The sequence below is a fragment of the Terriglobia bacterium genome (assembly GCA_035712365.1).
GTDB lineage: Bacteria > Acidobacteriota > Terriglobia > UBA7540 > UBA7540 > SCRD01.
The window spans coordinates 1-21,837 of sequence record DASTAW010000039.1 but is presented as its reverse complement, the minus strand read 5'-3'; the positions used below and the strand labels follow the sequence as shown (position 1 = coordinate 21,837).

At 59.0% G+C, this 21,837-nt stretch carries 20 protein-coding genes; 7 read left to right on the top strand and 13 right to left on the bottom strand.

The genetic code is table 11. From position 1 onward, the window contains the following. Positions 1-9: 9 nt before the first annotated feature. The 6 genes from VFQ24_11365 to VFQ24_11340 all read right to left on the bottom strand — a co-directional run bounded on the left by VFQ24_11365 (position 10) and on the right by VFQ24_11340 (position 5,654). Complete coding sequence (locus tag VFQ24_11365) at positions 10-1,326, bottom strand: AMP-binding protein (GenBank protein HET9178944.1); 1,317 nt, start codon at positions 1,324-1,326, stop codon at positions 10-12. A 129-nt stretch (positions 1,327-1,455) separates the two neighbouring features. Then, positions 1,456-2,643 carry a glycosyltransferase gene (locus tag VFQ24_11360; GenBank protein HET9178943.1) on the bottom strand — a complete coding sequence of 396 codons (1,188 nt, stop codon included), beginning with the start codon at positions 2,641-2,643 and terminating at the stop codon, positions 1,456-1,458. Positions 2,644-2,691: 48 nt separating this feature from the next. After that, entirely contained in the window at positions 2,692-3,921 is a 1,230-nt protein-coding gene (gene fabF / locus VFQ24_11355; GenBank protein ID HET9178942.1) for a beta-ketoacyl-ACP synthase II, read from the bottom strand. 18 nt (positions 3,922-3,939) lie between these two features. Beyond that, positions 3,940-4,230, bottom strand: a complete 291-nt coding sequence (locus VFQ24_11350; GenBank protein HET9178941.1) for a phosphopantetheine-binding protein — start codon at positions 4,228-4,230, stop codon at positions 3,940-3,942. Beyond that, positions 4,227-4,670 (bottom strand): response regulator, encoded by a 444-nt coding sequence (locus tag VFQ24_11345; protein HET9178940.1) that lies wholly within the window; start codon positions 4,668-4,670, stop codon positions 4,227-4,229. Before VFQ24_11345 ends, VFQ24_11350 begins: the two co-directional genes overlap by 4 nt. A 279-nt stretch (positions 4,671-4,949) precedes the next feature. Next, complete coding sequence (locus VFQ24_11340) at positions 4,950-5,654, bottom strand: polysaccharide deacetylase family protein (GenBank protein HET9178939.1); 705 nt, start codon at positions 5,652-5,654, stop codon at positions 4,950-4,952. 181 nt (positions 5,655-5,835) lie between these two features. Between VFQ24_11340 and VFQ24_11335 the strand changes: the two genes are divergently transcribed. Next, positions 5,836-6,333 carry a DUF4395 family protein gene (locus tag VFQ24_11335; GenBank protein ID HET9178938.1) on the top strand — a complete coding sequence of 166 codons (498 nt, stop codon included), beginning with the start codon at positions 5,836-5,838 and terminating at the stop codon, positions 6,331-6,333. A 192-nt stretch (positions 6,334-6,525) separates the two neighbouring features. Here VFQ24_11335 and VFQ24_11330 read toward each other — a convergent pair whose 3' ends face one another. Next, positions 6,526-7,302 carry a winged helix-turn-helix domain-containing protein gene (locus tag VFQ24_11330; GenBank protein HET9178937.1) on the bottom strand — a complete coding sequence of 259 codons (777 nt, stop codon included), beginning with the start codon at positions 7,300-7,302 and terminating at the stop codon, positions 6,526-6,528. Between the two features lie 886 nt (positions 7,303-8,188). Here VFQ24_11330 and VFQ24_11325 point away from each other — a divergent pair. Beyond that, entirely contained in the window at positions 8,189-8,701 is a 513-nt protein-coding gene (locus tag VFQ24_11325) for a hypothetical protein (GenBank protein ID HET9178936.1), read from the top strand. A gap of 1,509 nt (positions 8,702-10,210) precedes the next feature. Here the strand turns inward: VFQ24_11325 and VFQ24_11320 are convergent. From VFQ24_11320 to VFQ24_11305, 4 genes are all read right to left on the bottom strand, one after another. Beyond that, entirely contained in the window at positions 10,211-11,248 is a 1,038-nt protein-coding gene (locus VFQ24_11320; GenBank protein ID HET9178935.1) for a hypothetical protein, read from the bottom strand. Between the two features lie 574 nt (positions 11,249-11,822). Further along, on the bottom strand, positions 11,823-12,431 hold the full coding sequence (locus VFQ24_11315; protein ID HET9178934.1) for a class I SAM-dependent methyltransferase: 609 nt from the start codon (positions 12,429-12,431) through the stop codon (positions 11,823-11,825). Positions 12,432-12,617: 186 nt separating this feature from the next. Continuing rightward, on the bottom strand, positions 12,618-13,427 hold the full coding sequence (locus VFQ24_11310; protein ID HET9178933.1) for an ABC transporter permease: 810 nt from the start codon (positions 13,425-13,427) through the stop codon (positions 12,618-12,620). Between the two features lie 5 nt (positions 13,428-13,432). Then, positions 13,433-14,209: an ABC transporter ATP-binding protein gene (locus VFQ24_11305; GenBank protein HET9178932.1), complete on the bottom strand. Its 777-nt coding sequence runs from the start codon at positions 14,207-14,209 to the stop codon at positions 13,433-13,435. 299 nt (positions 14,210-14,508) lie between these two features. Here VFQ24_11305 and VFQ24_11300 point away from each other — a divergent pair, with 299 nt between their 5' ends. From VFQ24_11300 to VFQ24_11285, 4 genes are all read left to right on the top strand, one after another. Then, entirely contained in the window at positions 14,509-15,912 is a 1,404-nt protein-coding gene (locus VFQ24_11300) for a glycoside hydrolase family 140 protein (GenBank protein HET9178931.1), read from the top strand. Between the two features lie 92 nt (positions 15,913-16,004). After that, on the top strand, positions 16,005-16,937 hold the full coding sequence (locus VFQ24_11295) for a DUF5996 family protein (protein HET9178930.1): 933 nt from the start codon (positions 16,005-16,007) through the stop codon (positions 16,935-16,937). Positions 16,938-16,942: 5 nt separating this feature from the next. After that, positions 16,943-17,218 carry a UBP-type zinc finger domain-containing protein gene (locus tag VFQ24_11290; GenBank protein HET9178929.1) on the top strand — a complete coding sequence of 92 codons (276 nt, stop codon included), beginning with the start codon at positions 16,943-16,945 and terminating at the stop codon, positions 17,216-17,218. A gap of 24 nt (positions 17,219-17,242) precedes the next feature. Then, complete coding sequence (locus VFQ24_11285; GenBank protein ID HET9178928.1) at positions 17,243-18,235, top strand: amidohydrolase family protein; 993 nt, start codon at positions 17,243-17,245, stop codon at positions 18,233-18,235. Here the strand turns inward: VFQ24_11285 and VFQ24_11280 are convergent. Continuing rightward, positions 18,232-19,518 carry an alpha/beta hydrolase family protein gene (locus VFQ24_11280; GenBank protein HET9178927.1) on the bottom strand — a complete coding sequence of 429 codons (1,287 nt, stop codon included), beginning with the start codon at positions 19,516-19,518 and terminating at the stop codon, positions 18,232-18,234. The two genes, VFQ24_11285 and VFQ24_11280, sit on opposite strands and share 4 nt — an antisense overlap. Positions 19,519-19,725: 207 nt before the next feature. Further along, on the bottom strand, positions 19,726-21,354 hold the full coding sequence (locus VFQ24_11275) for a glycoside hydrolase family 28 protein (GenBank protein HET9178926.1): 1,629 nt from the start codon (positions 21,352-21,354) through the stop codon (positions 19,726-19,728). 285 nt (positions 21,355-21,639) lie between these two features. On the opposite strand from VFQ24_11275, the gene VFQ24_11270 reads away from it, so the two are divergent. Then, positions 21,640-21,837 (top strand): FAD-binding protein (locus VFQ24_11270; protein HET9178925.1); only part of this gene is annotated, 198 nt, incomplete at its 3' end.

Below are 21,837 nucleotides of genomic sequence, written 5' to 3'. Positions count from 1 at the left end.
GGCCCTGTCCTACTCCCCGCGCTCGTCCACCAGGCGCTTGCACTTTCGCCCCTGGACGAGCGTGCCGGAGGAGGAAAATCGAAAGGCCAGCCTGTACATCCCGCAAACCTGATTGGCCCATACGTCCGGATAGCGCGCCTCCAGGTTTCTCCTGACCGCGTCCTCTACCACCGAGGTGGAGATCCCGTTGGACAGTTCCAACCGGAACTCCAGGACGTCGTGCAGCCCTTCCTGCCTCACGGCCACCTGCCAGTTGGCTGAAAGCCCCGGCACGTCGCACAGAACTTTTTCAAAAATCTCCGGGTACATATTTCCGGCGCCCATCACCACCATTTCGTCGCGCCGGCCGCGGATTCGCGCGATACGCCGCACTGTCGTCCCGCAACGGCAGGTCCCGTCAAGAAAGCGCGTAATGTCGCGCACCCGGTAACGGACCAGCGGCATGGTGCGGCGTGACAGGGTTGTGACTACCAGTTCGCCATAGCCGTCCGGGTCAGGATCGAGAATCTCAAACATCAGGTTGAACTCGTCAACATGATAGCCGTTGCGCGCAAGACACTCCATTCCGGCGCCGCCGCCCATTTCTGTGGAACCATAGCCCAGAATCACCGGCGCATTCCAGATCTGCTGGACGTAATCGCGGTAGGCGTCGGTCATCCGGTCGCCCGCGGCAAAGATCAGCTTCAGGGGAAAGCTTCCCTTCTTTTCAGCAATTTCGCTCAGGCTCACCAGCCAGGTGGGGTCCGCCACAATCACGTTGTAGTGATAATTCGCCAGGCGGTCATAGACCTCCGCCGGCTGCGGCTTGCCGACCGCAGAGCAGAAAACCCCCAGTTGTTTGCAGGCCAGATAAGTCACCCAACTGCTGATCCAGTATCCCGCGTCAAACGTGCAAACCACGCGGTCTCCCGGGCGCACGCCGTTTTCATAAAAGGCCGCTGCTTCATAGCGCGCAGAAAAATCCACCTCGTCATAGCCAAAGTAAACCCGTTTGGGCCCGCCGGAAGTCCCCGTGGTTTCAAACACAGATTCGGGCTCCCTGCAAAGGAAATCCTCGGCGGGCAGGTTGCGGATGTCTTCAGGAGTAGTGAAGATATCTCCAAGGTCTTCCGGTCGATGGATCTGGTCCACTCGCAGCCCCGCCTGCTGGAGCTTCCTTGCAAAGAATTTCTGGCGTGCGGCGGCATAGCGAACCACGCGCCGGAAGCCGTCCATCTGGATCTTTCGGATGAGCCCAGGCGGAAGAGACCTGCCCCAGCGGACAAGCCGGGGGATCGAGCCGCCGATCACCCCTCGTTCAACAATTTTCCGCAGATCACCAACCATGCAATTTCAAACGAAGGCAGGGCGTCTGGGCCCGGTGGCGGGAGGAAGTCGAAATTTCATCGCCCGACCCAATCCGACGCGCAAGCTCCTCTGCCTTCAATCCCTCCCGAGCCTTCCAGCGCATTCAACTTACATCAGGTATGCCGATTCACCGGAAGCCGGCACAGGGGCCGCCAGCAAATCGATGTACGTAGCCTTTTCGAGCAGGGCTCTGGCAACCTGTGCCACGGCATAAGCGGCATCAGGCCGCGCCATTTCCCGCCCGCGGGCGCTCAACGCCTGGAGGCGTTTCGGATCATCGAGGAGGCCGGAAACCAGCCGCGTAATTTCTTCAGCGCTTTTAGCCGCAACCGCCACGTTTCGTTCCAACAGGAACCTGAGGTGCGCCTCCTCCATCCCAGGGGCCGGGAAGCCGAGGACCATAGGCAAACCTGCCGCCAGAGCTTCAGAAGTTACAAGGCCTCCCGGCCTGGTGATCAGCAGATCTGCCGTCGCCATCAGCTCCGGGATGGACTCTGACCAGCCAAAGACGTGCAGGTCAAGCGCCAGGCGCCCTCGCATCGCGTCGAGCCGATGCCGCAGATCGCAGTCTCGCGCCGTCAAGGCGAGCACCTGGATGGGGTGCCGGGACATCTCGAGATTCTGGATGATGAGGTCGAGTGGAGCGGGCCTGATTCCGCCTCCCATCACCAGCACCACGGGCCGGCTCGGGTGCAGGCCAAACGCCCGGCGGAGTTCAGCACGATCGAAGCTGAGCGCGCAGGCCGGATCGACAGGCACGCCGCAGGTTACGATTCGGTTCGCTGAGACGCCCCAGGAAATCAACTGGCCCTTGGCTTGTTCGCTCCCCACGCAGTGAACGTCAATCTGATTTTCGGCCCACACCGGCTCGGCGCAGAAGGCCGTATGGGCGGCCAGGATTGGTGCATCAAACCATCCTTCGCGCCGGCCCAGCGCAGCCAGCCTGGCGGCCCCCGTTTCTGCCGCGATCACCAGGTGCGGCCGGAATAGCCTGAGGCGGTTTAGACCCCGCTCGCAACCGCGCCTGATGAGGCTGTCCGGGAACATCTTCACAAGCCGTTTCCTCTGGCGCCATTCGAACAGCTTGCGCCACACCGCCGGAGCGCGCCGCATCGTCAGCCAGCGAGGATAGGCGTAAGACCGGCGGAACCAGGGCTCGGCGAGATCCAGAAGATCAATCGTCCGGGCCTCTACGTTGTCCGCTCCGTCGTGAAGGGCCTGATGTATGGCGCGACTTGCCTGCAACTCGCCAGCGCCCGCGCTGAGCGTCAGTATAGCGATGCGCCTGATTTCCATTCCCGCTCCAGAAAGACCGTGCCTGAAATGCGGCGAAAAAGTAGGCCGTCACTCCCAGCGCCGCAGCAGCAGCACGGCGTTCAAGCCTCCAAACGCAAACGAATTCGAAAGCGCGGCACGAATGCGCTTTTCCCGCGCCACGTTGGGAACATAGTCAAGATCACACTCGGGATCAGGCTCAGTGTAATTCGCGGTGGGCGGAACCACTCCGCGCTCAACCGCCATCACGGTGGCCACAAACTCAATCGCGCCCGTTGCGCCCATGGCGTGTCCGTGCATTGATTTCGTGGAACTGATCGCCAGCTTTCTGGCGTGGCAATTGAAGACTTCCTTGATCACCTGGGTTTCGACGGCGTCATTGAGGCGCGTTCCAGTCCCGTGGGCGTTGATGTAATCAATCTCCTCGGGGTTGATTCCGCCTTCATCGAGCGCCATGCGGATGGCGCGTACCGGGCCGTCCACCGAGGGCTGGGTGATGTGGGAAGCGTCAGAACTCATGCCGCAGCCGGCAAGTTCGCCGTAAATGGTGGCGCCGCGCTCAAGGGCGTGGTTCAGTTCCTCCAGCAGAAGAACGCCTGCACCTTCTCCGATCACCATTCCTTTGCGGTCCGCCGAAAAAGGCCGGCAGGCTGTGGCAGGGTTGCCGTTTCCCGAAGCCAGCACCCGCACCGCCTCCCAGCAGCGCATCACACCGTAAGTGATGGGAGCATCAGCCCCCCCGGCAAGCACCATGTCTGCCATTCCAAACTTGATGAGGTGGAACGCCTCCCCGATCGCGTGGCCAGACGACGAGCACGCCGTGGCAGTTGCCAGCGCCGGCCCCTGCGCGCCAAACTCTATACAAATGTGTGAGGTGGCAGCATTGTGCATGATGCGCGGGATGGTGAAGGGGTGCAGGCGGGTGACCTGCTTTACGTAAAGATTGTGATAGCCGGCGTCATAGCTTCCTGCCCCGCCCATGCCGGAACCCATAACCACCCCAAAGCGGCAACGTTCCTCATCGCGGACCGTGAGGCCACTGCTTTCCATCGCTTCGCCCGCCGCAATCAGGGCGAATTGCGCGAACTTGTCCAGCATGTCCTGGCGCTTGGAAGGGAAGTAGTCGTCTGGATTGTAGTCGGGAATTTCGGCTGCGATTTTAATGGATAGGGGGGAAGAATCAAATTGGGAAATGGGCCGCACACCTGACCGGCCCTGCACCAGGTTCCCAAAAAAGCTTTCCCTGTTCTTGCCCGTGGAGGAAAAAACCCCCAGCCCTGTTATGACAACCCTGCGCACCTTGGACTCCAGAAGGGTTTAGTTGGAGGCCACAGGGCCGCTGCCCTTGGCCATCGCCGCCAGATCAGATATGTCTTTGCCCTCGAGCACCCGGGTCAGACTTTCCACAACCTGCCGTACGCTCTTCATGTTCTGGGCCACTGTGTCGGGAATGTCGATCTTGAACTCTTCTTCCAACGCAAACAGGATGTTCACTCCATCCAGTGAGTCGATCCCCAATTCCTCAAATGTTGCGTCAATCGATACATCACCGGGTGAGAGATGCTGCTCCCGTGCAATGATTTCAACGACTTTCTCGGCTACGTTCATATCTGCTCCTTGCCGACCGGGCCCGGCGTTTCGCCCTGCTCCTGACCCTCATAGGATGAAATCCCGATCGGATGCTTCCCTGCAAGCTCGCTGACCACGTCCAGCAACTCAGAAAGCCGAAAAGGCTTTTCCAGGAAAGCCCTCACTCCAAGCTCCCGCGCCAGGTCGCGTTCGGATGCCGTGATAAATGAGCTCATCAGTATGGCGTCACAAGCAATCTTCTTTTCTTGCAGCTTCCGCAACAGTTGCAGTCCGTTTTCCCCCGGCATGCGAAGATCAATCAAGATGACAGCCCTGCCCTCATCCACGCTTAATGCTTTCCAAAGACCCTCGCCATCCTCTGCGAGATCGACAGCAAAGCCGTTTGCAATAAGGACCTCCGAAAGAAGGTTCCGGCTCTCCTGATCGTCATCCACAACCAGCACTCGAGGTAAGCCCACTGACACACCCGCCCGGGAGGACTTCCGTCTGCCCAACAGCGTCACTCGGTGCATGAATGAGTCCAAAGTTGGGCGACATTGTTAAGCTCAGTACAATCAGTCTCTTGCTAGAGATTCGAATGCCGTGACGGCTAATCCGAGTGACGCTAACTGTGTCAAATTGTGACACCGCCCGGAATGAGTGTATTTTAATTCCACACCAATTTCCAGCATTTTGACAGTCAAAGGGCCGATGGCTCAGCCTCCATTCTGGACCCAGAAATCTTGGGAAAGCGTTGTCTATGCCGTGATTTTTTCAATGGGCGCAAAGGTCAGGCCGGCTCGGGACACTGCTTCAATGATTGCAGGCAAAGCTTCAACAGTGCTCGACTGCCTAATGCCACCGGGGGGCGGCTGCTCGTGTCCGTCGTGCAGCAGGATCACAGCGCCGGGATGCAACCGGCGGGTGGCGGCCCTTATAATCGCCTGAGTCTTGTACTTCCAGTCGAACCCCGCGACAGACCACATGATCATTTTGAGCCCGCGTTGTCGCAGGACGGGCATCAGCCCGAACCAGCGAGCGCCGTAGGGGGGCCGGAATAACGTAGGACGCACCCCTGTAACCCCTTCGATGATTTCCTGTGCCCGGTCAATTTCCCCGGCCATAAATCTGCGGCTGCGGGCGAATAGAAGAGGGTGGGAATACGTATGGTTTCCGACGGTGTGGCCTTCGCGTACAATGCGCCGTGCGATTTCCGGATGTCGCTCAACGTTCTTGCCGCAAAGGAAGAATGTCGCTGAGATCTTGTGCTCACCGAGGATGTCGAGAACACGGTCGGTAAAGGGCGGAGCGGGGCCGTCGTCGAAGGTCAGGACGACGCTTCGGCTTCCTGCTGGGCCGCGGGTCAAAACCGGTGCGAACACCTGCGACGAAGGGATGATGCAGGCATACGCCAGTCCCGCGCATCCGAGAATAATGATGAAGACGACCGCCCACCAGATCATGGCCGACCTGCATGTCCCGTTGCCGCCGTGCCCCTGCCTGATGCACGGGTTCCACCTAACGCAGACTCACTCTCGGCGATGATTATCCTAGCACAACGTCTCTCCCGATTCGTTGCAGTGGGCTTGCAGGCAGCACGCAGAAGGAGTAAGTTAACCAGAACGGGACCCCAGAGGTAAGAGCATGAATAGTTCGATTGACCGCTTCATGGCGCAGCAGGGATTTGGTGACGAAGAGCCGTCTCGCCGCGGCTGGCATTTCCGCGCCTTACAGCTTCAGCCCTCGGTTCTGGGACTGCTGGTAGTCGTGGGTATCATCTTCCAGTGGGCGACGCTGTTCTTTGTGCTGGCGGCAGTCCTCGCCTGGAACGTCATGGTGCCCGCATTGAATCCTTTTGAAAGGCTCTACGACTGGGTGATTGGCGGCCCGGCATCGAGGTCGAAACTTGAGCCCGCACCGCCGCCCCGCCGTTTTGCGCAGGGCATGGCCGCAGCCTTCATGGCCGTAACCGGCATTTCGCTGGCGTTGGGTTGGATGATCGTCGCCTATGTGTTTGAGGCGTTCCTGCTGGTGGCCCTCATCGCGTTGATCGCCGGCAGATTTTGCATGGGGTCCTACATCTTCCACACCCTGAGCGGCCGCAGCGCCTTCGCCAACTCCACCTGCCCGTGGTCAAAATAGGCGCCTGAGTCCAGGCACCGGGTTTGGAGCACGGCGAGGTGTCTTTAAAGCTTAGCGTGACGCGGCATCGCGCTTCAACAGCTGGCGACCGGCTTTCCCCGAACGGAAGAACCCGCAGGCCGCGCGACAAACGGAGGCGACGCAAGGCGAGTTCTGAGAGGCGCGCGCGTACGGTTGGGCCTCTTTGTAAGTTCACTCCAAGGCGGGTAACAGTTCTTTCAGTGGCAGGAGTTCCAGTTCGATGCCGCTGGCGATGCGCCCGCAGAGTTCTTTTCGGGCTGTAGCCGGGCCGCCGTGCGGAAATTCAAACGATTCCGACCAGCGCAAGGCGTGTTTTCGCGTTTCGGTAAGTTCGACACGGAGTCGAAACTGGCCTTCTTCGCTCCGCAGCCGTCCGCAGACCAGATAGTCTGCTTCCAGCTCTGCGGCGATTTTCTCCACCGCCGTCCGCCGGTTCCTGTAGCGCACCACCGAGGCCAGCGAGACCACGCGGACACGCTGCCGCAGCGCGCGCCCCAGTTCGTCAATCAGCGCCTCGGTCAGCACGTCCGCAAGGCCGCTGTTTTCCGGCGCGCCCGTCAGGTTTTCCACCGGCAGCACCGCCAGCCGCGCTTCCCGGGGCGCGGAGCCGTCGTCCAACGCGCCGATGAATCGGTAGCCGCGCCCGTGCAGCGTCTCGATGTAGCGCGGCCTGCCAACCGTGTCCGCCAGCGCGTGCCGCAGCTTATTGATCGACCGATTCAGGCTGTGTTCGTAGTCAACGAACACATTCCCCGGCCAGATCAGTTCACGCAATTCCTCGCGCGATACCGTTTCGCCCGGCTTCGCAAGCAGCGCAATCAGGATCTGGAGCGGTTGATGTTGCAGTCGAGTGCGCAGCCCGTTTCTGCACAGCTCCCCGGTGCTCAGGTCCAGTTCATAGGGATAAAAGCGAATTTTGCGCGAGTGATTCACATCACCTTCACGCATCGCCAGCCCCAGTATTATTTCTTGCTTTGAGTAATCCTGTGACTCGTCAGCTTTCGGCGCATCCCCACAGCTACGCCCAGAATAGAGCGGCTTTTTCGAAAATACAAGGTGTTTCCGTACTGGATGAATCTAAGTGCGTTGGCAGGAGATAAAAAAAGTACTTTTGGAGCATTGTTGCCCCTCATTCCGACTTGCTAATTTCTCGCCAATACGAAAGGTACTCAGAAATTTAGGGCGGTTGGCGCGGACATTGACTCTTGGTGTGTTCGATCACCGGAGCTGAGGGCAAGGTCGGAGTGTTCTACGGTCGGGACCGCGACGCCTGCGGCTTCGATGGTCAGACAAACTGGCATGAGTCTCGATGAGGGCCTCTCGCTTCGCGAGACCGCAGACACTACAAGGCGAGTATGTGCGCCACCCGCCAGCGTCCGAGTACAAAATGGAAATTCCGAATATCACGGAATGCTGGGTAAATGTTGACATTAATGTCACAACCAAGCATTGCCAGGAGGGCCGCGCCATGGTTCGCTTCTTGACCTGTGGTCTCCTTGCTCTTGTTGCGTTCGCATGCTTAACGGCGGCGCCAGCGTCCGGACAGCAGTACAAATTGTGCTGCAGTTGCACTTCGAACGACAACGGCCAACCTTTTGTGGCACAAACTGCGGCGGTGGCTCTTCCGGGGATGAGCCCGTGCGAAATAGCATGCAGCTCAAACCGGGGTACATGGAAGCGACAACAGTGGGTTGTCGAGACCGGTGCTGTCTGCGGCACACAGCCTCTGGGTCCTGCCGCGCCGCGACCACCGACTCCAGCAAATTTAAGGGCCGACGTTGCCTATAGTGTTGGCCACCAGGGAGCTAGAATTTGGGTAGGGACAAGTGACGAAATGCTGAAAGGCGAAGCTCTGCGCACTTCTCTAGCTGGCGTCGATATGAACACTCAGGCGATTCGCTCGGCCCCCATCGCCGTATTGCAGCAAGCCGCCTTGGACGGCGTCGCAGACTGCGTCAATGAGAGAAATATTGACCCGGACTTCCGGTGGGTCTACGCGCGCGGCTCGGCGCAAATCAAAAACTCGGCACAACACGGCGACTTTGATGGCATCCGCGCAACTTTCGGCTATTTCGAATCCCATGATGACCAACTTAGGAACCGGCTTTATTGCCGGAATGGCAGTGAGGTTCGGCGACTGCTAAACTCAGTCGCACAAAACCCTCTCGCGCTGGACTTCTACGGACAGCCACTGGAAGAACCTAGCAACAGAGGTGCGGCGAGAGGCTTTTTCGGAACCCCTATTCGCGGTGCGGCATTCTGGGGAATATGCGGATTAGCTATCGGTCTGCTTGTCGGTTTGATAGCTGTCATCCTAACAAAAGCGAGAGATGCTCGGGCTGGTTAGTCGATAGCCCACGGGGCTGGCGCAGACGTTGACTCCTTATGTCTTCGATCAAAGAGGGTGAGGGCAGGGTTCGAGTGCTCCTGGGTCGGGACCGCGCAGCCTGCGGCCTCGATGATCACGGCAAACTGGCGGGCATGAGTCGCAATGAGGGTTTCTCGCTTCGCGAAGAACGCACACACTAGAGGGCGGGTGCCTGCGCCACCCGCCTGCGCTAAGAGAGCATTATCCTCCGCGCGAGAAAGGAGCCTATATGCTTCGGTATCTGCTTGCCTTATACCTTGTCGGTGTATTTGCTGTCCTTGCTATCGCACAGCAAACTTCGACTCCCTCCTCACCACCCACCAAGCCAGCGAAGCGCGCTACGACTGCGCACTTAACGGCTACGAACATCAAGAAGGTCAATCCGGGTAGCGGTCCTTACTATCCATCGTGCAGCCTTATCGATTCCCCGCATGCCTTGACGTGCCCTCAGGACTTAGGACATTCAAATCGGCTCGAGTGTACCTCTTGGTGCACACGAGGCCCGGCACGCTTCACTCCTTATCCGAGACTTGATGTATGTGAGAATGAGGTGGCCCACATGAATATTAGGGTCGATGGGAACGCGCTGTCAACGCATGGTGATGTTGTAATCTACTCAGGCGTAAGTATCGACTGGGACGACGGAACGCAAACCAACTATATACCAGTGATGACGCCGAACATGCAGGCATGGACTACAAACAATGACGTCACTCACAAATGGGCGCAGGCTCGTACCTACACTCCGTCTCTCATGTACTACGTTCAGCACAAATATGATGGCGATGGGTCATGCTCCTATGAGTGCCGCCTGCAGGCGCAAACAAGTGTAACCGTACACTTAGATAGCGCGCCGGAGTGCGTTGGTGGTTTTTATCATGGAGGCGGTGGAAAAACCGTCAAGAAGAAGCCCTAGCACGCTGTGGAGAGAAGGAATCCCGCCATTTCGACCCGTATGGGATTTTGGCGAGCCACCCGGAAGCAACGGACGATAAGACATTTAGGATTTCCCAACCCAACCTTCGAACCAGAGGGTCGGGGCAGCCCATCCCCAAACCGATTAAGCGCGTTGATTCCTGATGGTTGGTCTTATCCAAGCCAGCGTGAATCCGCCCTCCAATCTCGGGAAGAATCATCAGCTTGACCCATTCGTTCTCCAGGAAGACGGCCCGGTACGCCTGGTCGCGCTTCTCCGCCGACAATCGGTCAATGAAGGGATTCGGGCTCCAGACTCCTCGAGGCAGATGACGACGGGTGGCGCAGACGCTCGGTTTGTAGTGTCTGCGGTCGCGCGAAGCGAGAGGCTCTTTTTGAAGTTCATACCGGCCGGTCCATGGCAATTTTTTAGCCGGCTTGTCGCAGCGCGGTTCCGACACCCCACCGTCCCAACCCCAATCAGCCACGCTGAACGCAGACACCAAAAATCAATGTCCGCGCCACCCGCCAATTCGTTCTAGGAGCGCAGTTACAACGGTGCCCACCGGTACGTCACCGTGGTGCCCGACGTGCGGAGGCGGTTCGTCGTGGCTCCTCCATTATCACGACGGCGTCAGGCAAGGTCAAACCTCCGGCGACGATCAGACGGCTCTTCGGCCTACGCAATTCGAGAAAAAAGTTTATCATTTCGAAGAGAGAATAGATGACCTCAGCTGCTGCAAGCTCGCGCGTGTCCGTCTTGATCCAGTCCTCCCCGAGGTGCCGCCTTGCCTCCTCAATGTCAATCACGAAGCCGTGGTCCTTGTATTCATGGACGAGCAGCTTCGCGGCTGCGTCTGGCCCACCTGGAACAACGATCTTGGTGGAGAGGAGACGCGTTGCGTACTGAACGGCCGACTCACTGATCCGATCACAGTAGCCGATCTGTTCAACTGTCAGGACCTCGCGCAGGTATCGTGAAAACAGGTCTGCGCTCCCGGGGTACTCCTGCGCAACCGAGGCGAGCGTCTTCAGCGCCTGACTTACCCCTAAGGCGGGCAGTTTTCCTATTTGGGGGTCGATCGGTCCTAGTTGGCCGAGGGGGCCCATATGTATCTCGTCGGCGCCTAGCGCCACGAGCGTCGCGGCCGACTTAGCGTGGCGAGGGACGACGGCGACGAACTTATTACAGGCGAATGACTTGCACACTTTGCTTATCTGGTAGGCCGGTTCAATTTCGCCGCCACGGCTGAGGAGGAGCAACATTACATCCATCCCCCGCGCCGCGTTCTGCTGTGAGAGCGCTTCGAATATCTTGTCCAAATCGTAAGAATCGATACTGTTCATAGGTTCTAGCAGAGCCAACGCGCAATATCGCCCGAGACCTTTTTCATTGAGGATCGAGGAAAATTCGCCAACAAGACGCTTCTGGATCTGTTCTCCCGTCGCCTTACGGAGGAATATAGGCCAAGGAGCCGGCTGAGCTGGAGCTTCGGCCCCGGCGTCCGCGCCAGCAGCACCGCGGGTGTCGGCGCTTGGCACACCGTCGTCGCCGCCTGGGACAATCTGAGACTCCAAATCAGTCGCTACAAAATCCACATCCTTTCCCATAGATAACCCTTTCCTCTGCGTCTGCCATACAAATATTGCAATTCCTGCCATCCACACGATTGAGTCAGTAACCGCGCAAATGTATATACCACGTCTTGCTTGGGTGGTGCTTAGGTCGTGCGTCTTGCAATCGGCGCGGCAGGCGAACACCGCGGGTAATCGCCTTTGTATACCACCTATGGAATTGAGATGCAAGAAGATTCATCGGATGCTGGAAATGCCGAATTGCGAAACGGCGCACCACTCACCCGACTGAGAAGCAGTGGATAGTGAATAGTGGTCAGTGACGGGTGACAGGCAGGTTGCGAGCGCAGGAGCGGGCGATGCGCCAGGGCTGCGACTGCTGCGGGACGCCGCCTACCCACGGTAAGTGCCCGGAAGGCAGTGGGCGGTAGGCAGTAGGCAGACGGCGAAACGGCAGCGGCGGTCCCCTCACCCGTCGTCGTACCTCCGCCACCCTCTCCCAACGGTAGAGGGGCAATGCGGCGAGTTTCGGCCGCGAGCGCGTCCACCCTCCCCCACGGTAGAGGGCCTTCATTGCGCCTGAGATGCGTGATGGCCGGCTGTAGGTTCCCTACTCAGAGCGGCCGCCTTGCTTGATGTAAAGGTACACTGTGTGCACGGAGCCGTTCTCGGCGGTGATTTCCTCGGATTTTTGGGGCGTCCAGCCGGTCATCTGGAAATCGTGAGAGACCACGCGCGTGCCGGGACGGAGCTGCTTTTCCAGCATGGGACGGATGTCCGCATTGACGCTGGTGAGCAGGTAGAGCGTGACCACCGTTGCCGGATGGATGTCCGCCTTGAACATATCTCCGTGGAGGATCTTGGCTTTTGAGGCAAGCCCGAGCTCCTCGATTTTCGCCGAGGATTCCTCGTACCGCTTGCCGTCAAGTTCCACGCCCACAGCGTGCGCGCCGTACTTCTGCGCCGCCATAATCACAATCCGGCCGTCACCCGAACCCAGATCGTACACAACGTCGTTGGGGGTCACCTTGGCCATTTCCAGCATTCTTTCGGCAACCTTCATGGGAGTGGGAACAAAGGGAACGATATCGTGAGCGGCTTCGTACTCAGGCGTCAGTTCAGACTGCGCCCGGAGAGGCTGCGAAAGCGGATATCCAAAAGCAGCCAGAACGGCAAGGAGGACCGCCAGACGCCACAACAAATTGATGCGTCGCAGCATGGTTTACCTTCCTTCCTGTGCAGAGTTAAGCCTATTCTACCATCGACAGGTTGCTGAAAAAGGGTTTTTGCGCCCGAGGCTGGCGGTCTGCGCCAGCCGCGAGGGGAAGGTAGCACAGCCACTCCTGGCTGTGCAGAATGGGACAAACACACAGGCAAGAGTGCCTGTGCTACTGCTGTGAATGGCTTAGTTGACGCTCTCGGCGCTGTAGCGCGCGATGAGGCCAGACCGCACCGCGTGCCGATAAACGCCGACGAAGGCGCGGCAGGCGACCAGCAGCGTGATGACGGTGAGGGCGGCGCAGATCAGCAGCGATTGGAGCGAAACGCCCGCGCCTTGCACCACTCCGCGCATGCCCTCGAACACATAGGAGGGCGGCACCAGGCGCGCCACCCATTGCAGCCATGAAGGCAGCGCAGAGAGCGGATAGAAAACACACGCCAGCGGCGAGAGCAGCGCGGGAATGGGCCAGATCAGCCACTCGGCGGCCGGCCCCCAGCGCAGCACCACCGCCGCCCCGAATATCCCCAGCGCAATTCCAAACAGAAACAGCAGCAACAGGAACGGTACCAGCAGCACGCCATAGGCGAAGAACCGCAGGCCAAACGCCGCCGTGGCCAGCACAACCATGATCACCAGCACCACGATGCTGGTTGCGATGCTGAAGAGAACCAGGCCGGTGAGATATTCGGAAATGGAGACAGGGGCGGCAAAGATGTTCAGAAAATTGCGCGACCACACGTCTTCCATGAAGGCGACGATGACTCCATGGAGTGCCCGGACAAGGAAGTCCCAGAAAACCATCGCGCCGAGGAGGACGGGAACAAAGTTGAGATGTGAAGCTGAAACCGAGTCGAGATAGTGGCTGATGAATCCCCAGAGCACAATGTCCACAGCCTGCCAGGCGAAGAGCGGCACCACCCGGGCGGAGCTGCCCCGCAGCAGATAAAACAAGCGAAGAAGAATGGCGGCAATTCGGCGCAGGCGGGCAGGCACGGTCGTCAATCCTCCAAAGCCAGCGGCTCCCGGGCCACCGCCACGAAGAGATCTTCCAGCGTTTCTTTCCCGTACTCGGAAGGCAACGTCCTGGGATCACCCTCCAGCAGGATTTTGCCGTGCGAGAGGAACAAGACGCGGCCGCAGACCTCAGAGACTTCGTACATGTTGTGCGAGGTCCAGAGCACTCCCACGTCATCCGTCGCGGCAAAATCGCGGATGCGCGCGCGGATTTCCCGGGCGCTGGCAGGATCGAGCGAAGCCGTCGGCTCATCCAGCAGCAGGAGGCGGGGGCGATTCAGCATGGCCTTGGCCAGGGCGACGCGCGTCTGTTCGCCTGAGGAGAGCACGCCGCATTTTGTGTCGCGGAAAGCGACGAGATCGTATTCACGGATGAGCGCCTCGATGCGCTCGGTGGCGGCGGGTATCCCATACAGCATGGCAAACACCCGCAGGTTCTGCCACACCGTGAGATTGCCGGGCAGCGGCGCGTAAACCGCGGTAAAGTTGGTGCGTTCGAGCGCCAGCCGCCGGTGCGAGGCGATATTTCTGCCGTCGATGATCACACGCCCGGCCGTGGGCTCCAGAACTCCAAGAACCATGTTGATGGTGGTCGTCTTGCCAGCGCCGTTGGGACCAAGAAGCCCGAGGATCTCGTGGCGGCCTAGCTGAAAGGAAATTCCGTCCACGGCCACTTTTTCGCCGTACGCTTTGCTGAGGCTTTCCACTGCCAGGATGGCTGGAGACGATCCTGTTCCGGGGTTTTTCTGAATGCAATGCATATGCCGGGCCGCCCGCTGAGGGTTACAAAATATGGTGACAAGATCGTTTGTAGCGCCGCCGTCCCGGCGGCAATTTTCAGGGCCGGTTCCGCTTGGCCGGACCGGCACTACGGAAGTCCGTTACTTTATTATCCAATCCTCATTAGGATGCAACTCTGCCAGTCTGGCACGCCCAAGCGCCAGCGTGCAAGCGACGGCATACAGGCCGCGATGGAACCGTGAGAGAGGTTACAATGCAAGCGCAGGTCTCAAACCCGGAGCTCCGCGCCACCACCGGTCACAAAAAAGGTGAATGTCCGATGAGCACAAGAAGAGACTTCATCAAGAACGCCGGAGCAATGGTCGCCGGGCCGATTGCCGCAAAGCCACTCCTGGAACAGGGGAGGCGTCGGGCAGTTTCCGCACCCTTGTCTGCAGCGCAAACGGGCGCGCGCGGAGGGCTCGCGGTAAACAGCAATGGCCGCTACCTGGTGGATTCCGAAAATGCACCATTTCTGCTGCAGGGCGAAGCGGCGTGGTCTTTGATCGTGACGCTGGCGAAACCTGACGCAAGCGAATACCTGCAGAACAGGCGCCTGAAGGGCTTTAATGCAATCCTGGTGAACCTGGTCGAGCACAAGTTCTGCAAAAATCCTCCCCGGAACGCCGAGGGCGAGGCGCCGTTCACTACTGCCGGCGACTTCGCCACGCCCAACGAGCGCTACTTCGAGCATGCCGATTGGATTCTTCGGGAAGCTTCACGGCACGGCATTTATGTTCTGCTGGCCCCCATCTACCTTGGCTACAAAGGAACAGACGAAGGATGGATCAATGAACTGATGGTATTGAGCCCGGCGAAATGCCTGGAGTACGGCAGATTTCTCGGGCAGCGCTACAAGGACTTCGACAACATCATCTGGGTGATGGGAGGCGACCGGAATCCCGAATCGGCGCTCGAGCGCATTGACCTGATCGCGCTGGGCATCAAGGAGCACGACGCGAGGCACCTGTTTACGGCGCACTGCGCTCCTGAAAATGATGCCGCCGACCATTACGGCGGCGGAGGATGGCTCAGCTTTAATACGGTGTATACCTACGGGCTTATTCACCCGCGGCTCTATGGCGCTTACAACCGGAAACCTGCCGAGCCATTCATCCTGATCGAGTCTGCATACGAGGGCGAGCATAATTCGTCTGAAGTGCAGATCAGGCGGCAGGCGTACTGGACCATTCTTTGTGGTGGTTTCGGCCACGTTTTTGGCAACAATCCCATCTGGCATTTCGACGGCCCCGGCCTCTATCCCGTGAAGGAAAACTGGCAGCAGGCAATGGACCTTTCGGGATCAATAAGCATGATGCATTGGGGAAACCTGTTTCGCTCGCGCAAATGGCACGAACTGGTTCCCGACCTGAAGCACGAGGTGGTCATCGGCGGCCTGGGCGAATTTCTGGGATTGGACTATCTTGCGGCCGCCCGCACAGCAGGCGGTGGCACAGTGATCGCTTACATGCCGACGAGCCGCGTGATTACGGTGGACCTGTCAAAAATATCCGGAGGCAAAGCCCGCGCGTGGTGGTTTAATCCGCGTTCCGGGGAAACCAACCCGGCGGGCCCACACGCTACGCAGGGAGTCCATGAGTTTTCCCCGCCCGGCCCAGGCGACTGGGTGCTGGTGCTGGACGACGCCTCGGAGGAATTGACAAAACCGGGAACACGCAATTAGTGCCATTCGCATCGCGAGGCCACAGCGGCTACAATAAACGCATCGTCATATCGAAGACCCCAGCATCCGGAATTCAGATTGGAGGATGGGCAATGAGCCACTTTGAGAAATCCACCAACAATTCCCGGCAGTCATCATCGTCCGGCGAATTCTGGCCGGCCCTGCCGCTTGCCGAGTGGGAAGACACCTATCACACGCTGCACATGTGGACCCAGATTGCCGGGAAGGTCCGGCTGGACCTCGCGCCCCTCCAGAACCACTGGTGGAACAGCGCGCTCTACGTAAACACCCGAGGCTTGACCACGTCGCCGATTCCCTACCAGAGTGAGGCGTTCGAAATCCAGTTTGATTTTGTCAATCACCGCCTGGAAATCCTGACATCTTTTGGCAGGGACCAGTCGCTGGCGCTTGAGCCAAAATCCGTGGAGGAGTTTTACCACGAGTTTCTTTCCGCACTGCGCGCGGCCGGAATCGAAATCATCATTGACCCCAAGCCCCAGGAAGTTCCGGAGCCGATTCCTTTCGATCAGGATGAAACCCATCGGTCCTACGATGCTGAATACGCCAACCGCCTGTGGCGCATTCTGCTTTCAACGACCATGGTGCTGGAGGAGTTTCGCGCCCGCTACATGGGAAAAGCGAGCCCCGTCCATTTCTTCTGGGGCAGCTTTGATCTGGCTTACACGCGCTTCAGCGGGCGTGTCGCGCCGCCGCGCAAAGGCATCATCACCTCAGAGGCCTACTCGCACGAGTGCAGCAGCGTGGGATGGTGGCCGGGAGGCGGAGCTGTGAAGGGGCCGGCCTTCTATGCCTACGCCGCTCCTCAGCCAGAGGGATATGATGGACAGGTCGTCCGGCCTGGCTCTGCCTATTACGATGGCCAACTCCACGAATTCATCCTGATGTACGATGACGTGCGCAGCGCCCCCTCGCCGCGGGATGCCATTCTGGAATTCGCCGAGAGCGCCTATGAGGCGGGCGCCAACCTTGGAAAATGGGACCGAAACTTGCTTGAAAGGAGATAAGCGCCATGAGCCCGGAACACTGCGCGCACCTGGACCAGATCAAAATTGAAACCACGGACAAGCACGTGTGCGAGGACTGCATCAAGACGGGCGACAGATGGGTGCACCTGCGGCTGTGCCTGACCTGCGGACATGTGGGCTGCTGCGACTCCTCGAAGAACAAACACGCGACGAAACACTTCCGGTCAAGCAGCCACCCGTTGGTGCGGTCGATCGAGCCGGGAGAAGACTGGGTGTGGTGCTATGTGGATAATACGTTTCCGGGAGAAATTGAGGGCTGAAGCCTTGAATGCGGGAGGGGCTTGATGAGTATCTTCCATCACGACCATCATTATCAGCACGAACACCGGCGTGGTTTCCTGAAGAAAAGCTTTCTGTTTCTGGGCTCGCTTGCCGCTCCCGCCAGCTTTGCCCGCGCAGCACGCCACAGCCCACAAGAAGAGCAGGCAGGCCACCATCACCACTCGAACGCCGCTGCTGACCCTGTGCCGAAGCAGGTAGAGGCGCAAACGAGGGAGGAACCTTACCGCATATTCGATGCCCATCTGCACTGCCCCAGCGAGGACGGCGCCGTCTGGCAATGGTATCCCGTAACCAAAAGCTTTGAGGATTTTGTTGGCTATCTGGACCGCTCCCGCGTCGAGCGGGGCATCATTAACTCCGTGCGCTGCCAGCTCGCCAAGAGCCCTGCAGAATTCATCAAAGGCAACCGCGAAGTCGCCCGCTACGTCGAGCTCTACCGGGGCCGCTTTGTGGGCGCCTGCGTGGTGAATCCGCTCTTCATCGATGAGGCCCTGCGCGAAATTGAAGACTGCCGCAAACAACTGGGCTTTGTCTGGGTGGGTGAGCTCTGCAACTACACCGTCCCTTACCCGTACACCATCAAGGAATTTGAGATGCTGGTGCAGCAAGTGCGCAAGCTCGGCATGGTGCTCGATGTCCACACCGACCTGCCGGAACTGGAATACATTATCCAGAAGTATCCGGACACAACCATCGTCTTCCCCCACTTTGGTGAGAGTCCCAACGAGATTTTCAAACGCCTTGACCTGGTTGCGCACAACCCCAACTGCTACATGGATACCTCCGGGGCCGGCCATGAGCGCGTCGGAATGCTGGAATATTCCATGAAGTCTATCGGACCGGACCGGGTGCTGTTCGGATCTGATTTCACTATCAACGAACCCGGCGGCGTGATTGCCCGGATCGAGAATTCCTTCCTCACTGAAGAACAGAAACGGAAAGTCTTGTCGCAGAATCTGGAAACTCTGCTGAAGAAGGTCCAGCCGGCCACCTAGACCCAACGGTTGAACCATTCCAGCATCAGTTGCTGGGCGCGCGCCGGGAAGCTGTGCGGACCATCGAAGGTATAGGTCTTGAAGCGCTCCGGCTTGCCAATGGTCTCATAGCACGCGGCCAGGTTCTTGAAAGCCGCCTTGACGCCGTCGGGCGGAAACAGCGTGTCGCGCAGGCCGTGGACCACCAACATGGCGCCGGGCATCAGCAGCGAGCCGACGTCAGGATAATCGAGATAGTTCCACAGTCCGGGAACGTTGCCAGCGGGGATGGTGTAAGAAACGAACCACGGACCGATCGGGTGGAATGACGTCATCCAGCCGACCACAGTCGCCGCCTTGATGCGCGGATCGAGCCCGGCCAGAAAATTGCTGCGCCATCCCCCAACCGACAGGCCCACGCAGGCGATGCGTTTGGGGTCCACCTCGGGCCGGCTGACAAGGTAATCGACGGTCCGGATGTCATCCCAGCAGAGCACGCCCGACCACGTGATGCCCACGTCTTCGAGGTTCCGGCCCACCCAGCATTCCTGCTGTCCGTTGCGACGGTTGATGCGGTTGATGGCTTCCTCCGATTCCATTTTCGACCAGGTGTTGATGCCGTCCTTGATGTCGGAATCGAGAACCAGGCGCCGCTCGCCAAAGTAAAACATGTCAACGGCGATCACGGCATATCCGTTCCGCGCCAGCGTGGCCGGGTAACTGATGCCGCCATAGTACCGCTTGCGATAGCGGGTGAGCACAGGGTTCTCGCCATCTTTCTGGATCACCTTTTCCTTGCCCCAGTAATAAAACCCGCCGTGGTCGTGCAGCGCCACCACGCCCGGCACAGGGAACCTGGCGCGTTTGGGAATCAGGAAATATGCGCCGACCTCGATGTCGTGGGTGGTGTGGAACTTGAGATACTCCTGGATGTAATCGCCGCGGTCAACACGCTCCAGCACCCGGGCCTGCGGCTCAAAGGGTTTGGGACGGTAAAGGAGCAGGTCAAAAATCCTGGCACGCACTTCAGCCTTCCAGGCTTCCAGGTCCTTCGGCTTCGCTTTGAGGAAGGCCAGGCTCTGCGTGGCCTCCTCCTGCGTCTGCTTGATAAAGGGATAGAGGCTGCCGAGCGGCGACCCTTTCCATTTCAAATCTTTATCGGCGTCAATCATGGCCAGCATTCTGGTCATGGGGTTCTCTTCTTCGTTCTGAGGTGGAACGGCGCGTGCAGTCGTCGGCAGCCCCACAGCCGGTACGGCAGCCACGGTCCGCAACAGGTCGCGCCGCGAAAGATTCTGAGACATGATGGTGAGCCTCCTTTGAGACTTAGGCGTTCGGCTGCCATGCTGAGCCCGTGCGCCCTCCATTTGCGAACGGCCCTGATCCCGCGATGCGGGAGAAGGGGCTCAGGGTAAACTCCGCGAAGCATCCGCTGTACCTTGCGGACAATGAAGAAGCAGATCCTTCGCTCCGCTCAGGATGACGTCGCCCTTGGAGTTATTCAGCAGCCCTTACAGCTTCTTCCCGGTCACGCTTTCAAGATGGGTTTCAGGGACCGGGCGGCTGAGATAAACATTGAAATCCTTCACATTATCCAGCGCAAAGGCCCCTGTCCCGATCTGTGTCTTGACATGCACGAAGTCCGCGTGTTCCACGTCGTCCAGCACGAAGGCAGGCCGTGCGTCATCTTTCATCGTCCGCACCTCAACGTCGCTCACCTGCAGCCCTTTGATGTGCCGGAAGTAGAAACCATAAGCGGGCATCGTGCCAAACATGTTGGGTTCGGGATAGGCATTCTCTTTTTCTGCCGGCTTGATGGCGGCCTCTTCGCTGGTGCCGCCGCCCTGGTTGTAAATGATGATGTCGCTGAGCCGGATGTCTTCAATGGGATGGCCGGGAATACCGCTCAGGATGGAGCAGAAACGACCACCAGTATCGTGTGCGACAAGATTGCTGATGCTGACGCGCCGCAACTGGCCGATCGCCCTTCCTTCGGGCCCGCGCATCCGGCTGCCCAGTCGCATGAAGATCGGCAGGTCCGGAATGTCGCGCATGGTAATGTTGCTGACGGCTATGTCTTCCAGCAGCGCTCCGTCCACGGTTTCGAGTGCCAATCCGCGGCAATGCTCGAAAACGCAGTTGGAGATGGTGATGTTCTGGAAACCGCCGTTCGACTCCGTGCCGCACTTGATCCGGCCGGTAGGAAAAGGCCTTTGACCTTCAGGCCAGCGCTTGAAAGTGCCGTCCAACACAGTCCCAAGCTGGTAGCCGCCGGTGACAAAACAGTTGGTGATGGTCACATTTTCGGTGGAGCGCGCATAACCGAGCGCATAGGAACTTTTGGGGCAGATGCCGTCATCCCAGGGCGAGTTCACCGTCAAATTTGAGACTCGCACGTTGTGGCAGCAGTCGAAATCAACGCCGTCGCGGTCTGTATCCATCACCACGTTGTCCACGGTGAAGTTGTCCACGCCGGTCGCCAGAATGCAAAAGTGCCCGCCTTTGAGAAAGGAAACGTCGCGGATGGTCACGTTGTGGCAGTTCTTCAGGCTGACGGCTTTGTCGCCCACGCCCGGGTTCGATTCTCCCCGGCCGCGCGTCAGCCCCCTGCCCCAGATGAGGCCCGGGCCGAGAATTGAAACGTCATGAAGCGCCACGCCCCACATCAGGGCGTTGTGCCAATGCCGGTGCCCGAAATCCTCGTACACGCCGGCCTCCGGATTATCTTCCGCTGCGTCGTAACTTCCACCCTGGCCGGTCTCGCCCGCCAGGATGGTGGCCCCGCGATCGAGATACAGAGCAACGTTGCTCTTTAGATGGATCGAGTAACAGAGATAATTGCCTGCGGGGAAAAATACTGTGCCACCGCCCGCACCGGCCGCCGCTTCAATGGTCTTGTTGATGGCCGGAGTATCAACCGTTTTGCCGTCGCCCGCGGCTCCCATCGCGCGCACATTAAAGACAACCGCGCCGTTCGTCGAACCGGGCGCCTGCCCCCTTGCAGGAAGTCCGAGCTCCGCCGTGCGGCCCGAGCCTGGAACCAAGAGGTCAGCTCCCACCACTCCGGCGCCGATGCCAAACATTTTTTGAAGAGCCTGCCGCTTGCTGATGCTGAGGTTTGCCCCTTTATGATCGATCATGACCAATCGTCTCTCTTTCCAGGGAATTTGGAACTCTCTAAACGAACTATGAATTCGAAGGAGCCATCATATCCGTCGAATTCTTGGTACGCAACCTCCTGGAGAGAGATTATGGCCAGGACGCAGGTTGACGTTGCCCTTCATGGTTGTTATGATCGGCCCTTCCCAGGCGCTGGACGCATCCCTGCCCCGTCCGGGTACATCCATTGATTTGGCCCGGCCACAAACTAAGCCGCAGGAGACACCGGCGACGAAATTGATTGCGCACAAATCAGGAGAGAGCAAATGAGCGAAGGCAAAAAAGATGTCTATGACGTGCTGGTGGTGGGGTCGGGGGCTTCGGGCGGGTGGGCGTGCAAGCGGCTGGCAGAGGCGGGACTGAAGGTTGCGCTGGTTGATGCCGGGCGCCAGCAGTCGGACAAGAATTTCACCGAGCACGAGCCGCCATTCAAGTTGAAATACCGCGACATGGCTCCTGAGGTG

Excerpts from the sequence above, each read along its gene's own strand:
- VFQ24_11365 (HET9178944.1), bottom strand. The coding sequence starts at position 1,326 with ATGGTTGGTGATCTGCGGAAAATTGTTGAACGAGGGGTGATCGGCGGC.
- VFQ24_11360 (HET9178943.1), bottom strand. The coding sequence starts at position 2,643 with ATGGAAATCAGGCGCATCGCTATACTGACGCTCAGCGCGGGCGCTGGC.
- VFQ24_11350 (HET9178941.1), bottom strand. The coding sequence starts at position 4,230 with ATGAACGTAGCCGAGAAAGTCGTTGAAATCATTGCACGGGAGCAGCAT.
- VFQ24_11340 (HET9178939.1), bottom strand. The coding sequence starts at position 5,654 with ATGATCTGGTGGGCGGTCGTCTTCATCATTATTCTCGGATGCGCGGGA.
- VFQ24_11335 (HET9178938.1), top strand. The coding sequence starts at position 5,836 with ATGAATAGTTCGATTGACCGCTTCATGGCGCAGCAGGGATTTGGTGAC.
- VFQ24_11330 (HET9178937.1), bottom strand. The coding sequence starts at position 7,302 with ATGCGTGAAGGTGATGTGAATCACTCGCGCAAAATTCGCTTTTATCCC.
- VFQ24_11325 (HET9178936.1), top strand. The coding sequence starts at position 8,189 with ATGCTGAAAGGCGAAGCTCTGCGCACTTCTCTAGCTGGCGTCGATATG.
- VFQ24_11320 (HET9178935.1), bottom strand. The coding sequence starts at position 11,248 with ATGGGAAAGGATGTGGATTTTGTAGCGACTGATTTGGAGTCTCAGATT.
- VFQ24_11315 (HET9178934.1), bottom strand. The coding sequence starts at position 12,431 with ATGCTGCGACGCATCAATTTGTTGTGGCGTCTGGCGGTCCTCCTTGCC.
- VFQ24_11305 (HET9178932.1), bottom strand. The coding sequence starts at position 14,209 with ATGCATTGCATTCAGAAAAACCCCGGAACAGGATCGTCTCCAGCCATC.
- VFQ24_11300 (HET9178931.1), top strand. The coding sequence starts at position 14,509 with ATGAGCACAAGAAGAGACTTCATCAAGAACGCCGGAGCAATGGTCGCC.
- VFQ24_11295 (HET9178930.1), top strand. The coding sequence starts at position 16,005 with ATGAGCCACTTTGAGAAATCCACCAACAATTCCCGGCAGTCATCATCG.
- VFQ24_11290 (HET9178929.1), top strand. The coding sequence starts at position 16,943 with ATGAGCCCGGAACACTGCGCGCACCTGGACCAGATCAAAATTGAAACC.
- VFQ24_11285 (HET9178928.1), top strand. The coding sequence starts at position 17,243 with ATGAGTATCTTCCATCACGACCATCATTATCAGCACGAACACCGGCGT.
- VFQ24_11280 (HET9178927.1), bottom strand. The coding sequence starts at position 19,518 with ATGTCTCAGAATCTTTCGCGGCGCGACCTGTTGCGGACCGTGGCTGCC.
- VFQ24_11275 (HET9178926.1), bottom strand. The coding sequence starts at position 21,354 with ATGATCGATCATAAAGGGGCAAACCTCAGCATCAGCAAGCGGCAGGCT.